The 14434-nt window shown below is 69.1% G+C and carries 14 protein-coding genes; 7 read left to right on the top strand and 7 right to left on the bottom strand.

Annotated elements, in window-relative coordinates:
- Positions 1-41: 41 nt before the first annotated feature.
- Positions 42-1289, top strand: a complete 1248-nt coding sequence (locus ACFVDO_RS04320; RefSeq protein WP_378859868.1) for an MFS transporter — start codon at positions 42-44, stop codon at positions 1287-1289.
- Between the two features lie 28 nt (positions 1290-1317).
- Here the strand turns inward: ACFVDO_RS04320 and ACFVDO_RS04315 are convergent, their stop codons facing one another.
- Together ACFVDO_RS04315 and ACFVDO_RS04310 are read right to left on the bottom strand one after the other, a co-directional pair.
- Entirely contained in the window at positions 1318-1470 is a 153-nt protein-coding gene (locus tag ACFVDO_RS04315) for a hypothetical protein (RefSeq protein ID WP_378858800.1), read from the bottom strand.
- Between the two features lie 27 nt (positions 1471-1497).
- Positions 1498-1674 (bottom strand): DUF5302 domain-containing protein, encoded by a 177-nt coding sequence (locus ACFVDO_RS04310; protein ID WP_378858801.1) that lies wholly within the window; start codon positions 1672-1674, stop codon positions 1498-1500.
- Positions 1675-1805: 131 nt separating this feature from the next.
- Here ACFVDO_RS04310 and ACFVDO_RS04305 point away from each other — a divergent pair, with 131 nt between their 5' ends.
- From ACFVDO_RS04305 to ACFVDO_RS04295, 3 genes are all read left to right on the top strand, one after another.
- Positions 1806-4076 carry a polyribonucleotide nucleotidyltransferase gene (locus ACFVDO_RS04305; protein ID WP_378858802.1) on the top strand — a complete coding sequence of 757 codons (2271 nt, stop codon included), beginning with the start codon at positions 1806-1808 and terminating at the stop codon, positions 4074-4076.
- A 202-nt stretch (positions 4077-4278) separates the two neighbouring features.
- On the top strand, positions 4279-5304 hold the full coding sequence (locus tag ACFVDO_RS04300; protein WP_378858803.1) for an aldo/keto reductase: 1026 nt from the start codon (positions 4279-4281) through the stop codon (positions 5302-5304).
- A 70-nt stretch (positions 5305-5374) separates the two neighbouring features.
- The gene (locus ACFVDO_RS04295; RefSeq protein WP_378858804.1) at positions 5375-5977 is read left to right on the top strand and encodes a histidine phosphatase family protein; all 603 of its coding nucleotides are present in this window, start codon (positions 5375-5377) and stop codon (positions 5975-5977) included.
- Here ACFVDO_RS04295 and ACFVDO_RS04290 read toward each other — a convergent pair.
- A complete protein-coding gene (locus ACFVDO_RS04290) occupies positions 5962-6435 on the bottom strand; it encodes an NUDIX domain-containing protein (protein WP_378858805.1) in 474 nt (157 codons plus the stop codon). The genes ACFVDO_RS04295 and ACFVDO_RS04290 overlap by 16 nt on opposite strands.
- A 61-nt stretch (positions 6436-6496) precedes the next feature.
- The gene (locus tag ACFVDO_RS04285; protein ID WP_378858806.1) at positions 6497-7246 is read right to left on the bottom strand and encodes a GNAT family N-acetyltransferase; all 750 of its coding nucleotides are present in this window, start codon (positions 7244-7246) and stop codon (positions 6497-6499) included.
- Positions 7247-7315: 69 nt separating this feature from the next.
- Here ACFVDO_RS04285 and dapB point away from each other — a divergent pair, with 69 nt between their 5' ends.
- On the top strand, positions 7316-8062 hold the full coding sequence (dapB, locus tag ACFVDO_RS04280; protein WP_378858807.1) for a 4-hydroxy-tetrahydrodipicolinate reductase: 747 nt from the start codon (positions 7316-7318) through the stop codon (positions 8060-8062).
- Positions 8059-11220 (top strand): ATP-binding protein, encoded by a 3162-nt coding sequence (locus ACFVDO_RS04275; RefSeq protein ID WP_378858808.1) that lies wholly within the window; start codon positions 8059-8061, stop codon positions 11218-11220. The genes dapB and ACFVDO_RS04275 overlap by 4 nt, the downstream gene beginning before the upstream one ends.
- A 56-nt stretch (positions 11221-11276) precedes the next feature.
- Here the strand turns inward: ACFVDO_RS04275 and ACFVDO_RS04270 are convergent, their stop codons facing one another.
- Both ACFVDO_RS04270 and ACFVDO_RS04265 read right to left on the bottom strand, forming a co-directional pair.
- Positions 11277-12107, bottom strand: coding sequence for an ABC transporter permease (locus ACFVDO_RS04270; protein WP_378858809.1), 831 nt, complete (start codon positions 12105-12107; stop codon positions 11277-11279).
- Complete coding sequence (locus tag ACFVDO_RS04265) at positions 12104-13114, bottom strand: ATP-binding cassette domain-containing protein (RefSeq protein ID WP_378858810.1); 1011 nt, start codon at positions 13112-13114, stop codon at positions 12104-12106. The genes ACFVDO_RS04270 and ACFVDO_RS04265 overlap by 4 nt, the downstream gene beginning before the upstream one ends.
- A 111-nt stretch (positions 13115-13225) precedes the next feature.
- Here ACFVDO_RS04265 and ACFVDO_RS04260 point away from each other — a divergent pair, with 111 nt between their 5' ends.
- Complete coding sequence (locus tag ACFVDO_RS04260) at positions 13226-13669, top strand: hypothetical protein (RefSeq protein ID WP_378858811.1); 444 nt, start codon at positions 13226-13228, stop codon at positions 13667-13669.
- 288 nt (positions 13670-13957) lie between these two features.
- Here ACFVDO_RS04260 and ACFVDO_RS04255 read toward each other — a convergent pair whose 3' ends face one another.
- Positions 13958-14383: an OsmC family peroxiredoxin gene (locus tag ACFVDO_RS04255; protein ID WP_116241690.1), complete on the bottom strand. Its 426-nt coding sequence runs from the start codon at positions 14381-14383 to the stop codon at positions 13958-13960.
- Positions 14384-14434: the final 51 nt, after the last annotated feature.

The raw sequence follows: 14434 nt of genomic DNA, 5'->3' as shown, positions 1-14434 counted from the left end.
ATGGTATACCATTCAGTCTGGACTGACTGAAGGAGACCGTCGTGACCGAAGCCGATACCCGCCCCACGCAGCGGATCGGCTTGGCCACGGCGGTCTCTTCTCTGCGGGGCAATCGCGACTTCCAGCTGCTGTGGACCTCGAACCTGTTCTTCTTCGGCGGGGTCTGGACCCAGACGCTCGTGTTGGGCTGGATGGCCTTCGAGATGACCGGCTCGGAGTTCCTCGTCGCCCTGTTCACCGCAGTGCGGCTCGCCCCGCTCCTGCTCGGCCCGATCGCCGGTGCGCTCACCGACCGATTCGACAAGGTGCGCCTGCTGCTGCTGGCCTGCGGCTGGGCGACGGTGTCGATCGCCGTCGTCTCGTTCCTCGCATCCGCCGGGATGCTGTCCTACTGGGCGCTGCTGGCCGGGGGACTGGCCATCGGGCTGGCGCAGTCGCCGTCGCAGACGGCGCGCGCCTCGCTGGCCCTCGATCTGGTCGGCCCCGCGAACCTGTCCAACGCCAATGCGCTGAACTCTTTGGCCATGAACATGACGCAGGTCGTCGGACCGGCGATCGGCGGTGCGATGATCGCCGGGCTCGGAGCCCCCGCCGCGCTGTGGGTGTCCACCGCCTGGTACGCCATCTCACTCGCGCTGCTCGTTCCGCTGCGCCGCATCCCGCACGTCGCGCATGCCGAGCCGGAGCCGGTGCTGCGGATGCTGGTGAGCGGCTTCCGCCTGATCGGACGCAACAGGCTCGCCGTCGGCGTGCTCATGGTGACCGTGGTCGCCAACACCTTCCTGTGGCCGGTCTACCAGTCCTTCATGCCGGTGTTCGCCGACCAGCGCTTCGGACTCGACGCCGACGGGCTGGGCATCATGCTCGCCTGCTCGGGCATCGGCGGACTGGTCGGCTCCGTGGTGATCGCCGCCCTCGGCGACTTCCGCAACAAGGGGGCGCTGTTCGTGTTCGGCACCATGATCTGGGGTGCGCTGTGGGCGGTCTTCGCGCTGCTCACCTCGGCGCCGGCCGGATTCGCGGTGCTCGCGGTGGCGGGATTCGCCAGCGCCGCCTTCGGTGTGCTGCAGACGACGCTTCTGCTCATCGTGACGGACAAGCGGCTGCACGGCCGTGTGCTCGGCCTGCAGGAACTCGCGATAGGGATGATCCCGATCGGCTCACTGCTGCTGGGTGTGCTCGCCCAGACCTTCGGCGTCGCGCCGGTGACCTTCTGGGCGGCGGTGCTGCTCGTGCTCTCGGTGGGGACGGTCGCGCTCAGGGTGCCGGCGGTGCTGCGGATCCGCTGACCCGCAGCACCGCCGCGCGACGAGGGGCTCAGCCCTCGATGCCGCCCTCGAACGCCTCTGCGCCGAGGCCCCGACGGATCTCGAGCTGCTGCTCGGCCTCGGTCTGCGCCGTCTCGAAGGCCTCGTCGTCGCGAAGGGTCTCCTTCTCGTCGTCGGGCCCCTGGGGCTTCTTGTCTGTCATGAGCGTGCTCCCGTGCTGGTGTTCTGCTCAGCCGCTCTTGCGGCGGAACTCGCGCTTCATCTGCGGGGCATTGGTGGCGTGCACGGCTGAGTCGCCGTCGAGGTGTGCCTGCCCTGAGCGTCCTCGCGCATTCTTCTTGTCGAGCGCCTCTTTGAACTTGCGCTTCATCTCTTCGGACGCGGCGTCTTTGCCTTCGGTACTCATGGCGCCAGCCTAGTGCAGCTGCCACTGATAGTCTTGATGCGGTCGCCTGTGCCATTCATGCATCTGCATACAGGTACGTATGCTCGCTCGTCACACGGACGCGCGAGCCTAAACAAAGAAGGAGAGACCTCTTGGAAGGTCCTGAAATCACCGCCACCGAGGCCGTTCTCGACAACGGCCGCTTCGGCACCCGCACCATCCGCTTCGAGACCGGCCGCCTTGCGCAGCAGGCTCAGGGCGCAGTCGCCGCCTACCTCGACGGCGAGACCATGCTTCTCTCGGCCACCAGCGCGGGCAAGCACCCGCGTGAGGGCTTCGACTTCTTCCCGCTGACGGTCGACGTCGAGGAGCGCTCCTACGCTGCAGGCAAGATCCCGGGTTCGTTCTTCCGGCGCGAGGGTCGTCCCTCCACCGAGGCGATCCTCGTCTGCCGCCTGATCGACCGTCCGCTGCGTCCGTCGTTCGTCGACGGTCTGCGCAACGAGGTCCAGATCGTCATCACGGTGCTCTCGATCGCACCGGGTGAGTTCTACGACGCACTCGCGATCAACGCGGCGTCCGCGTCGACTCAGATCTCGGGTCTGCCGTTCTCGGGCCCCGTCGCCGGCGTGCGCCTCGCGTTCATGCCCGGTCACGGCGAGCACGCAGACCAGTGGGTCGCGTTCCCGACTGCCGAGCAGGTCAGCGAGGCCGTGTTCGACCTGATCGTCGCCGGTCGCGTCGTGACCAAGACCGACGGCACCGAGGATGTCGCGATCATGATGGTCGAGGCCGAGGCGACCGAGGGCAGCTGGAACCTGATCAAGGCCGGCGCCACCAAGCCGAACGAGGAGATCGTGGCCCAGGGCCTCGAGGCCTCGAAGCCGTTCATCGCCCAGCTGGTGAAGGCTCAGGCAGAGCTGGCCGCGCACTCGTCGAAGGAGCCGGGCGTCTACCCGGTGTTCCTGCCCTACTCGCAGGAGACCTACGACTTCGTCGCGAAGCGCGCCTACGACGAGCTCGTCGGCGTCTACCAGATCGCCGACAAGATCGAGCGTCAGACCGCTGACGACGCGATCAAGGAGCGCGTCCACGCCGAGCTCGTCGCCGCCGTCGAGGCGGGCGAACTGCAGGCCGTCGCGACCCTCGAGTTCTCGGCCGCGTACAAGTCGGTCACCAAGAAGATCGTCCGCGGACGCATCCTCAGCGAGAACATCCGCATCGACGGGCGCGGCCTGGCCGACATCCGTCCGCTGGACGCGGAGGTTCAGGTCATCCCGCGCGTGCACGGCTCGGCGATCTTCCAGCGCGGCGAGACCCAGATCCTGGGCGTCACCACGCTGAACATGCTGAAGATGGAGCAGCAGATCGATTCGCTGTCGCCCACGACCAGCAAGCGCTACATGCACCACTACAACTTCCCGCCCTACTCGACCGGTGAGACCGGCCGTGTCGGGTCGCCGAAGCGTCGCGAGATCGGGCACGGCTTCCTGGCCGAGCGCGCCCTCGTGCCGGTGCTGCCCACCCGCGAGGAGTTCCCCTACGCGATCCGTCAGGTCTCGGAGGCCCTCGGCTCGAACGGCTCCACCTCGATGGGCTCCGTCTGCGCCTCGACCCTGTCGCTGCTGAACGCCGGTGTGCCGCTGCGCGCACCTGTGGCCGGCATCGCCATGGGCCTGGTCTCCGACGAGGTCGACGGTCAGACCCGCTACGCGGCGCTGACCGACATCCTGGGCGCGGAGGACGCGCTCGGCGACATGGACTTCAAGGTCGCCGGCACCAGTGAGTTCGTCACGGCGATCCAGCTCGACACCAAGCTCGACGGCATCCCGTCCGAGGTTCTGGCAGGTGCCCTGACCCAGGCCAAGGAGGCTCGCCTCACGATCCTCGGCGTCCTGAACGCCGCGATCGACGCTCCCGACGAGATGGCGCCGACGGCGCCGCGTGTCATCAGCGTGCAGATCCCGGTCGACAAGATCGGTGAGCTGATCGGCCCCAAGGGCAAGACGATCAACGCGATCCAGGATGAGACCGGCGCGCAGATCTCCATCGAGGAGGACGGCACCGTGTACATCGGCGCGACCGATGGCCCGTCGGCCGAGGCCGCTCGTGCCCAGGTGAACGCGATCGCCAACCCCACCAACCCGGAGGTCGGCGAGCAGTTCCTCGGCACCGTCGTGAAGATCGCCACCTTCGGCGCCTTCATCTCGCTGCTGCCCGGCAAGGACGGCCTGCTGCACGTCACTGAGGTGCGCAAGCTCGCCGGTGGCAAGCGTGTCGAGAACGTCGACGACGTGCTCTCGGTCGGCCAGAAGCTGCTGGTCCGCATCACCAAGATCGACGACCGCGGCAAGCTGTCCCTCGAGCCCGTGCTCGAGGAGGCTGCGGCCGACGAGAAGGTCGAAGAGGTCGTCGAGGGCTGAGCCCCGGCATCCGCTCACGAGGTCCGGTCCCGCTTGCGGGGCCGGACCTCGGTCGTATCTGATGTGACCAAACCGTTACGGCAACTTTTCGCCGGTTCCCAGCAAATCAGCAGGACCCGTGGAAAACGTCGCTTACCCTCGAAGTACGCACCGGGGGGTGCTGAAAACGAACGGGTCAGAGGATCCGCGGGGGTTTTAGAGTATGCGTCTTTTCAGCGTCGGCACACCAGCCGAAGCGGAGCGCGCCCCGCAACGGATCGACGAGCACCCCTCCGCTCCGATTCCCGTCGTAGGTCCCGGCGTCGGTGAGAGCATCCGAACAGAGCTGGGCGAGACCGGACTGAAAACCTTCCCGCTCATGCTCGGCGCCGCCGAGTTCGGCTGGAACGTCGACCGCGACACCAGCCACGCCATCCTGGACCGGTACCTCGAGTTCGGCGGCAACGCCGTGCACACCGCCGACGGATACTCCGGCGGACGAAGCGAGCATATCGTCGGGCAGTGGCTGTCATCGCGCGGCGTGCGCGATCGCATCGTTCTCGGGGCGCGCGTCGGTGCGCACCCCGACAACCCCGGCCTCGGCTCGGTCAACCTCGTCCGTGCCGTCGAAGCCTCGCTGGGCCGGCTCGGCACCGAACACATCGATGTGCTGTACCTGGATGGCACCCTCGACCAGACCACGAACCTCGAAGACACCCTCGCCACCGTGGAGTGGCTGCGCGAGACCGGCAAGATCGGCGCGGTGGGCGCCTTCCGGTTCGCCGCCGAGCGTCTGGTGGAAGGCCGCATCCTGGCATCCGCCGGCTACCCGCGGATCGATGTCATCGACGAGCCGTACAACCTCGTGCGGCGCGAGCCCTTCGAGGGTGACCTCCGCCTGGTGGCCGGGGCACAGAACCTGGCGGTCACTCCATCCCACGCGCTCGAGCACGGGTTCCTGTCCGGCCGGCACCGCAGTAAGCAGTCCGCGACGGGGGTGCGCGGCGAGCAGTTGCGCTCGCATCTGAACCGGCGCGGCATTAAGATCCTGCGGGCCCTCGACCTGGTGGCGCAGGAGCTCGGCGTGCCGGTCGCGGCGGTGTCGATCGCCTGGCTGCTCGCGCAGCGCACGATCGCTGCGCCTATCGTGAACACCTTCGCGCCCGAACAGGTCGACGAACTGATGCAGGGCGCCGGGGTCACGCTGTCGCGCACACAGATCTCCGATCTCACCCGAGCGGCGAGCTGACGGAGTCCGGCGTCGGCGGGGTGGCATAGGCTGGTGGTGCCCCGATGAGGGGGCATGAAGCGAGCGGGTTGTGACGCACTATATCTATCTGGTCAGACACGGTGAACATCAGGATGCCGAGCACGGCGTCGACGACGGACCCCTCTCGCCGCGAGGTCAGCGTCAGGCAGAGCTGATCGCGGATCGCCTGTCCGGACTGCCTCTGGATGCGGTCTGGCATTCGCCGCTGCTGCGTGCTGCTGAGACCGCGCGGGCGGTCGCCGCGCGTCTGCCCTCGGTCGACCCCGCGCCCTCCGCGCTGCTTTTCGACTGCGTCCCCACGGGCATGACGGAGGAGACGCCTGCGGTGTTCGAGCCGTTCTTCGGCTCGGTGACGGATGCCGAGATCGACGCAGGCAAGGCGCAGATGTCGGATGCCGTGAACGAGTTCCTCATGCGCAAGAACGGAGAGGTGCACGAGGTGCTGATCACGCACAACTTCGTGATCTCGTGGTTCGTGCGCGAGGTTCTCGGCGCCCCCGAATGGCGCTGGATGACGCTGAACCAGGCGCACTGCGGGTTGACGGTCATCGCTCAGAAACAGGGTCGACCGTGGTCGCTGCTCACGCACAACGACCTCGGGCATCTGCCGATGGAACTGCGCACCGGCCTGCCCGACTACGCGTCGGTCTGATCGGTCTCGAATCCGAGTGCGAGGACGCCGATCTCGGCGTGCTCTCGCAGCCAGTCCAGCGCGTGCCGCTCGTGCGGGGGCATGTTCGGCGGAAGGTCGTCGATCGGGAACCAGCGCAGCTCGGCGCACTTCTCAGGCTCCTGGATCGTGGGCTCCCCGGTCCATGAATCAGAGGTGAAGAACCACTCCACGCGCTGCTCGATGGGGTTGTCAGTGCCGTCGGTGCGCTGGAGCACGCAGATCGGGATGAAGTCCAGCTCGGCGACGGTGACGCCGAGCTCCTCGGCGACCTCCCGCGCGGCCGCAAGGGTCGCGGTCTCGCGGGGCTCGATGTGGCCGGCCGCGCCGGCACTCCACATGCCGTCCATGTAGCCGGTGTTCTGGCGCAGCTGCAGGAGCACGCCCTCGTCGCTGCGCAGGAAGACGTAGGACGCCGGGATGACCGAGAATCTGCTCACCGGACGATGCTAGAACACGTGAGCAATGCGTGAAGGTGACAGGAAGCGCCGAACACCGATGTCAGTTCACGGTGCCTTCACCGACGACACGTGACCCTTCGAATACCTCAAACGCGGCTCCGGACTCCAGCGCGCTGTAGTCCACATCGTAGGCGAGCACCATCTCGATGTTCGCTGTGTCGCCTGGCTGAAGCAGCGTTGTCGCATCGCTGAGGAAGATCACGCCCAGGTAGGCGTCACCGCCCCGCACGCGAACGTGCGGTCGATACTCGCCGAGCAGACCCGCCGGAGCACTCCGCCCGCCACCATCCGTCGTGAACAACGTCACGGTGGCGTGGACCGACGGTCTGACCGCTTTGCCGTACCAGCGCGTCGCGTTCGGGTTCTCGTTGTAGGGCTCGATCTGCGCATACCCGCTGCGCGCGTACAGGCCACCGGCTGCCTCCAGCGTGTGATGGGTGTCGAGCACTAACTCGGTCGCTCCCCAGCCCGCCGCTCGGCGCTCGAGCTCCTCGAGGATCGCGCGGCCGGTGCCTGCGCCGCGCCCCGCGGGCTGCACGAACAGGTGTTTGATCTCGAAGCGCGGACCGGAGTCGCCGTCGGTGAGGCGCCGCACAGCGCCGCATCCGAGCACCGCGCCGCCGTCGTCCAGCGCGAGCAGGAACACGCCGTCCGGCTCTCGGAAGGCATCCGGGCCCGGGAAGGCCGGGCGGTACTCGCCGGGAAACGCGGACGCCCGCATCGCGAAGTAGTCGGTGAGCACGGCGACCGCCGCGGGGTCTGTGGCCGGGACGGCGCGGAAAGTCACCATGGAGCAACGGTATCGCCGGTCACGGCAGGTTCACGGCCGCCACCGCGGACATATACCTAAACTGGAATCATGACCACACAGGTTGCTCTCGTCGGCGGATCCGGCAAGCTCGGCGGCATCATCCGCGCGGTGATCGACGAGCTCGACGGCTTCGAGGTGAGTCGGGTGCTCGGCTCATCCAGCGACCTCTCCGAACTCGACGGCGCCGACCTCGTCGTCGATGCGTCCACCCCTTCGGTCAGCGTCGAGGTCGTCCGCGCCTCGATCGAACGCGGCATCAACGTGCTCGTCGGCACTTCCGGATGGTCGCAGGAGCGGATCGCTCTCGTCCGGCCCCTGGTGGATGCCGCAGACACCGGCGTCGTCTTCATCCCCAACTTCTCGCTGGGCTCAGCACTCGGCTCGGCTCTCGCGGCGGCGGCCGCGCCGTTCTTCGCCTCGGCCGAGATCATCGAGGCGCATCGCGACACGAAGATCGACTCGCCCAGCGGCACCGCGGTGCGTACCGCCGAACTGATGGCCGAAGCCCGAGAGGGTCAGGGCCCCGTCTCCGCACCCCACGCGGACCAGCGCGCCCGCGGCCAGAGGGTCGCCGGGGTGCCGGTGCACTCGCTGCGACGTCCCGGCGTCATCGCCAAGCAGGAGGTCATCCTGTCGGGCGCGGGGGAGTCGCTGACCATCACCCACGACACCGTCGACTCCGCGGCCGCCTATGCGCCCGGCATCCGTCTGGCGCTGCCCTACGCGCGCGACGTGCGCGGCGTGATCGTCGGTCTGGAGAACATCATCGACCTCGGCCTGCGCCCGAACGCATGACCTTCCGGGTCGGCGTGCTCGGCCCCGTCCAGCTCGCCGGTCGCGATGCGGGTGGCGTCGCCATGCGTGCGCTGCTGGCAGCGCTCACTCTGGCCGGCAGCGGTTCGGTCCGCTCGGTTGCAGCCCTCGCCGACGACATCTGGGGCGAGGACCAGCCGCAGAATCCGAAGGCGGCGCTGCAGACGCTGGTCTCCAGGGCTCGTGCCGCCGGCGGTTCGGATCTCGTGCGCAGTGCACCGGGCGGTTATGGGCTCCGCACTGATGCGACGGATCTGCAGCGTGCCAGGGAAATCGCCCTGGAGGCCACGAATCGTGGGCACCGAGATGCGCAGCGGGTCGACCTGCTCGAATCCGCGGTCGCGCTGTGGCGCGGCGAGCCGGGACTCGATCTCGGCGACGCACCCGTGGCCGGCGAGCTGGTTCGCACTGCGGTCGCCCTGCTCGACGAGATCCGCTCCGGGCTCGCCGCCGCCTACGCGGACGCCGGTCGAGATGCCGAGGCCATCGCGCTGCTGACCGCAGCGGCCGAGGAGCACCCTCTCGACGACGGCGTCCACGTTGCGCTGATGGAGTCGCTGGCGCACGCCGGCCGAACGCCTGAGGCTCTCGCGCTCTTCGCCGACTTGCGATCCCGGCTGAGGGACGAGCTCGGCACCTCGCCGTCCGCGACTGCGGTGGAGCTCAACACGCGGCTGCTGCAGACCTCGGATCAGGTCGGGCCACGGGTGCGCATCGGAGTCCAGGCCGCACCCAATGAGCTGATCGGCAGGGACGAGGTCCTCCGCGACGCGTCGGCCCTCCTGGAGCGGACGCGACTGCTGACGATCCTCGGCGCCGGGGGTCTGGGCAAGACGCGGCTGGCGCAGGCGATCGCCCTCGACGCAGATGCGCCCGCGGTGGTCGTCGTTCCTCTCGCAGGTGTGCGGGAGGACGCGGGAGTCCCGATCGCCGTCGCCGCAGCCCTCGGCATCAGCGAGATCACGCCCGGTCGCCGGCTGAACGATGCGGTGCCGCGCCCCGACCTGATGGCGCGCGTCATCGCGGTGCTGGGCGAACGGCGCACACTGCTCGTGCTGGACAACTGCGAGCAGGTCATCGACGGCGCCGCACAGTGCGCGGCAGAGCTGCTCGCAGCCGTGCAGACGCTGAGGATCGTCACCACGAGCCGTACGCCGTTGGCGATCGCCGCCGAGCAGGTGCTGCCGCTGGAACCGTTGACGATCGACGCCGATCCCGGGGCCCCCGCCGTCCGGCTGTTCATCGAGAGGGCGCGTGCCGCCCGTCCGGGCGCGACACTCGACCTCGAGACGGTCGCGCGTCTCTGCCGGCACCTCGACGGACTGCCGCTGGCGATCGAGCTCGCTGCCGCACGTGTGCGCACGATGACGCCCGAGCAGATCGAGCTGCGACTCGAGAACAGGTTCGCGCTGCTCACAACCGGTGACAGGTCGGCGCCGGAACGGCATCGCACGCTGCAGGCGGTGATCGAGTGGAGTTGGGACCTGCTGGCGCCGGAGGCGCAGCGTGCGCTCGCCCTGCTCTCGGTACTGCCGGGCGGATTCTCCGCCTCGATTGCCGAGGCGGTTCTCGGCGTGCCGGCCGACGACGTGCTCGACATGCTGGTCTCGCACTCCCTGCTCGGCGTGATCGAGAGCACCGAGGGTGCGGAGGTGCGCTTCCGGATGCTCGAGACCGTGCGCGAGTTCGGTCAGCGGCGGCTCCAGGACGCCGGCAGCGAGGAGGCGGCGTGGGAGGCCGTGATCACCTGGGCGACGACGTTCGCCGCTGCGCAGGGCGAGGGGAGCAGGCGGTTCCCGGCCGGGCTCACCGCGTCGGAGCACCTGTCGATCAGCCGGGAGCACGACAATCTGGTCCATGTCCTGCGCCACCTCCTCGCCGAGGAGCGTGATGCCGATGCCGTGCTGCTGTTCGCCGTGCTCGGGCAGTCCTGGTTCATCCGTGGCTCGTTCACGGAATTCATCGGCTACGCCCCGGGGATGATCGGCGCGGCGGCCGGGGCCGAGCGCGACAGGATCGGCGCAGACCTCATCGTCATCGCCCTCGCGATGGGCGTGCTGGGATGCATGATCAGCGGTGACTCGGGCGCCGCGCGGGGTCTGGCGGTGCTGCGTCAGCGCAGGGAAGCGGCAGGCGACGGCCTGGCACCCGCGTGGCGGCTGCTGGCCGAGGCACTGGACGCGGCGGCCCGGGGTGGAACCGCTGGCGCTGCGGACATCACGGCGGGTGAGACGGATCCTCGCGCGCAGCTGGCCGCCGACATCCTGATGTCGCAGGCCGCGGAGAACGACGGCGAACCGGATGCGGCGATGAGCGCCGCTCGCAGCGCATGGGAGCGTGCGCGGCGGATCGGCGAGCGGTGGGCCGAGGGCATGGCCGCCGACCTCGCCGCGCAGCTGGCCGCGCAGACCGGCGACGCCGATGACGCGCTGGTCTGGCTGGATCGCGCAGCCGAGGTGTTCCGGGAGTACGACGCGCAGGACCAGCTCAGTCAGCAGGAGTGGGTGCGCGGCGGCGCACTGCTCTGCCTCGGACGAACAGCAGACGCCAGGCCCCTGTTCCAGCGGCTCGTAGACGAGGGAGGGCTCAGCCAGGACGGCCTGGAGCTCACCTCCATCGGCGTGTACGGTCTGGCCGAAGCCGATCTGGTGGACGGCGATCTCGTCTCCGCATCCGACTACTTCGCCGCCGCCATGCGTGCGTTCGCCGAACCGGCGACACGGCGTTCGCCGTGGTACCTGATGGCGATGTCTGGCTACCTCGCGGCGGCCGTGCGCTCGTTGGGGCTCACGACCGACGAAGTGGCGGTCTGGGAGCGTCGGCTGCGCACCAGGACGATCGCCGCCTGCAGGCAGCGCCGCGAGGGGGTGGATCGTCCTGTGCTGGGCACCGCACTGATGGGCTGGTCGGCGTGGGCGCTTCGCAGCCCGGGCCGGATCGAGCGCGGTGTTGAGGCGGTCGCGCTGTCCGAGGTCCTCGGCGGCCGGCAGAACATGCCGACATTGGACCTCGCCGCGCACCTGGCGGATGCCGAGCGCATCGCCGGCACCGATGTCGTGGAGCAGGCTCGCGCCGAGGTCGCCGCGCTGGCGCCCGAGCAGAGGCTCGAACGCGGCCTGGCCGTGCTCGCCGGCCACTGACCCGGCATGCGGAAGGGGCGCCCGCCATCGGCGGACGCCCCTGAGCGCGTGAAGGATCAGGCCTTCCGCATGTACGCCCGCACGGTGAGCGGCGCGAAGATCGCGACGATCACGGCAGCGCCGAGCAGCGAGATCCACGCATCAGCACCGAAGGCACCGGTCGAGGTGAGGTCGCGGACGGCCGTCACGAGATGCGAGACGGGGTTGACGTTCACGAACCACTGCATCCAGTCGGGCATCGTGTCGACCGGGACGAAGGCGTTCGAGAGGAACGTCAGCGGGAACAGGATGATCATCGAGATGCCCTGAACACTCGATGCGGTGCGAGCGATCACCCCGAAGAACGCGAAGATCCAGCTCACCGCCCACGAGCAGAGGACGACCAGCAGTCCCGCGGCGACCACGGATCCGAGCCCGCCGCCCGGGCGGAAGCCCATCAGCGCACCCATGGTGAACGTGAGCACTGTGGCGATCGCATAGCGGACCGTGTCGGCCAGCAGCGCACCGGACAGCGGGGCGATGCGGGCGATCGGCAGCGACCGGAACCGGTCGAACACGCCTTTGTCCATGTCCTCGCGGAGCTGCACGCCGGTGACGACCGAGGTGGTGATCACGGTCTGCACGAGGATGCCGGGGATGATCACCGGCAGGTACGACTGCACGTCGCCCGAGATCGCGCCGCCGAAGATGTAGGTGAACATCAGGGTGAACAGGATCGGCTGCAGCGTGACATCCATCAGCTGCTCCGGCGTGCGCCGGATCTTGATGAGGCCGCGCCCCGCCATCGTGAGGGTGTTGCGCAGCGCGAGTCCGAGACCCGCGTGGTTCTTCAGAGACCGGTCGGATGCCGGGATGATGCGGGTGGCCGCGGGGGCGAGAGTGCTCATGCGCGCACCTCCTCCTTCTGTGAGGCGGCCGTGGCCGCAGGATCGTCGTTCTCGTCCTCGGCGGAGTGGCCGGTGATGGTGAGGAAGACCTCATCGAGCGTCGGCTTCTGCACGCGCATCTCGCTGAGGCCGATGCCGGCCTCGCGGAGCACGATGAGCAGGTCAGCGACACGATCGGCGTCGGTCATGGGAGCGGTGATGCGAGCAGCCTCCGGGGAGAGCACGCCCTGCACCCCGAGCACCCGCTCGATCGCGCGGAGCGCGTCCTCGGCATCCGCGGGTGCCGTGAGCCGCAGCTGCAGCGAGGACGCTCCGACGGAGGCCTTGAGATCGTCGGGAGAGCCCTCCGCCACGACGCGACCCCGGTCGATCACCGCGATGCGGTCGGCCAGCTGATCGGCCTCGTCGAGATACTGCGTGGTCAGCATGACCGTGGAGCCCGTGCGAACGAGCTCGCGGATGGTGTCCCACATCTGGCCGCGGGTGCGCGGGTCGAGACCCGTGGTGGGCTCGTCGAGGAAGATCAGCGGGGGCTGGGCGATGAGGGACGCAGCCAGGTCGAGGCGACGGCGCATGCCGCCGGAGAACTGGGCGAGCGGGCGGCGCGCCGCCTCGGTGAGCCCGAATCGCTCGAGCAGATCCGCAGACTTCGCGCGGGCCTCCGCGCGGGTCAGCCCGAGAAGCCTCGCGAAGATCATGAGGTTCTCATTCGCCGACAGGGTCTCGTCGATCGACGCGAACTGACCGGTCACTCCGATGAGCTGACGGACGACGTGGGGCTCGCGCACGACGTCGTGGCCGAAGACGCGGGCACTGCCGCCGTCCGGTCGCATCAGCGTCGCGAGCATGTTGATGGTGGTGGTCTTACCGGCGCCGTTGGGGCCGAGGACTCCGTAGACGGTGCCGGCGGGCACACGCAGGTCGACGCCGTCGACCGCGCGGTTCGCACCGAACACCTTCACGAGTCCGTCGGCCGCGATGGCCCATTCTGAGGTGGAGTTCGTCATGGGACGAGCATCCACCGGGCCGCTGTCGGCGCACTGTCGTGGCGCTGTCTGTCGCTTTCAGGCGCTGTCGGCGCGAACGAGCGGACACTCGCACGCTCCTAGGATTGAGGCATGACCTCTCGCATCGGCGTCGCCGTCATGTCCGCCGCGCTGCTGCTGTACATCGTGATCGTCGTCTGGCTCGCGGTGCTGTTCCTGCGCAGCGGCACGGGTGCGGGGATCGCGATGGGCATCGCGCTGATCGTGATCGCGCCGATCGGCGCCTGGGCGATGTACCGCGAGCTGGCCTTCGGCCTGGCGGCGGATCGGCTCGGCCGGCTGCTCGACGGCGAGGGCGGGATGCCGGAGGCGCCTGAGCAGCTCATGCCCAGCGGGCGCCTGATGAAGGACGACATCGAACCTCTCGTCACCCGATACACGGATGCTGCGGATGCTGCGCCGCAGGACTGGCGCGCGCGATACCGGCTCGGCGTGGTGCAGGATGCCGCGGGGCGCCGCAAGGACGCCAGGGCCAGCATCCGCGAGGCGATCCGGATCGCGAAGGCCGCTGCCTGACATCGGGCTGCGTGCCCAGCTTCGGAGCTGAAGCACCGCTCGGTGGCGCGTTGCCGTTCTCCGCGGCGTGTTTCGGTGTGTGATCCGCCGTGTCGGATACGGCTGGCGCCGGAGCCGAGCAGGTGCGGCGTACTCAACTGCGGATACCGCGATGTGCGCGGCGGTGTGTCGCCGGTTCTCGTCGGCGTGTCGGGCGCGTGACCCGAAGCTGAGCACGTCGGGCGGTGCTGCCCGCGCACAGAAACGCCGACGCCCGCGTCGAGGACGAAGACGTCGGCGTCGGTCGGCTCAGGCGAGCGCGGCCTCGAGGGTGATCTCGATGCCGGCGAGTGCCTGCGAGACCGGGCATCCGGCTTTGGCGCCCTCGGCGAACTGCTGGAACTGCTCGGGAGTGAGTCCCGGGACGGTCGCGTTCACGTTCAGGTGGCTGCCGGTGATGCCGGTGCCGGGCTTGAAGGTGACCGACGCCGTCGTGTTCACGCGCTCGGGCGGGGTGCCGTTCTCGGCGAGCGCGTTCGAGAGCGCCATGCTGAAGCACGAGGCATGGGCGGCGGCGATGAGCTCCTCGGGAGTGGTGGTCGTGTCCGACCCCTCGCTGCGGGCCTTCCAGTCGATCGGGAAGGTGCCGAGGTTCGACGAGGAGAAGGCGACGGTGCCCGACCCCTCGATCAGGGATCCGGTCCAGGTGCTGGCGGCTTCACTGGTGACGGGCATGGTTCCTCCTGTTGTCGGGGGTCGATCGTGCCAGCCTACCCAGCGCAGGCC

Source organism: Microbacterium sp. NPDC057741 (genome assembly GCF_042798735.1).
Lineage (GTDB): Bacteria > Actinomycetota > Actinomycetes > Actinomycetales > Microbacteriaceae > Microbacterium.
This window is presented reverse-complemented; position numbering and strand designations above follow the sequence as displayed.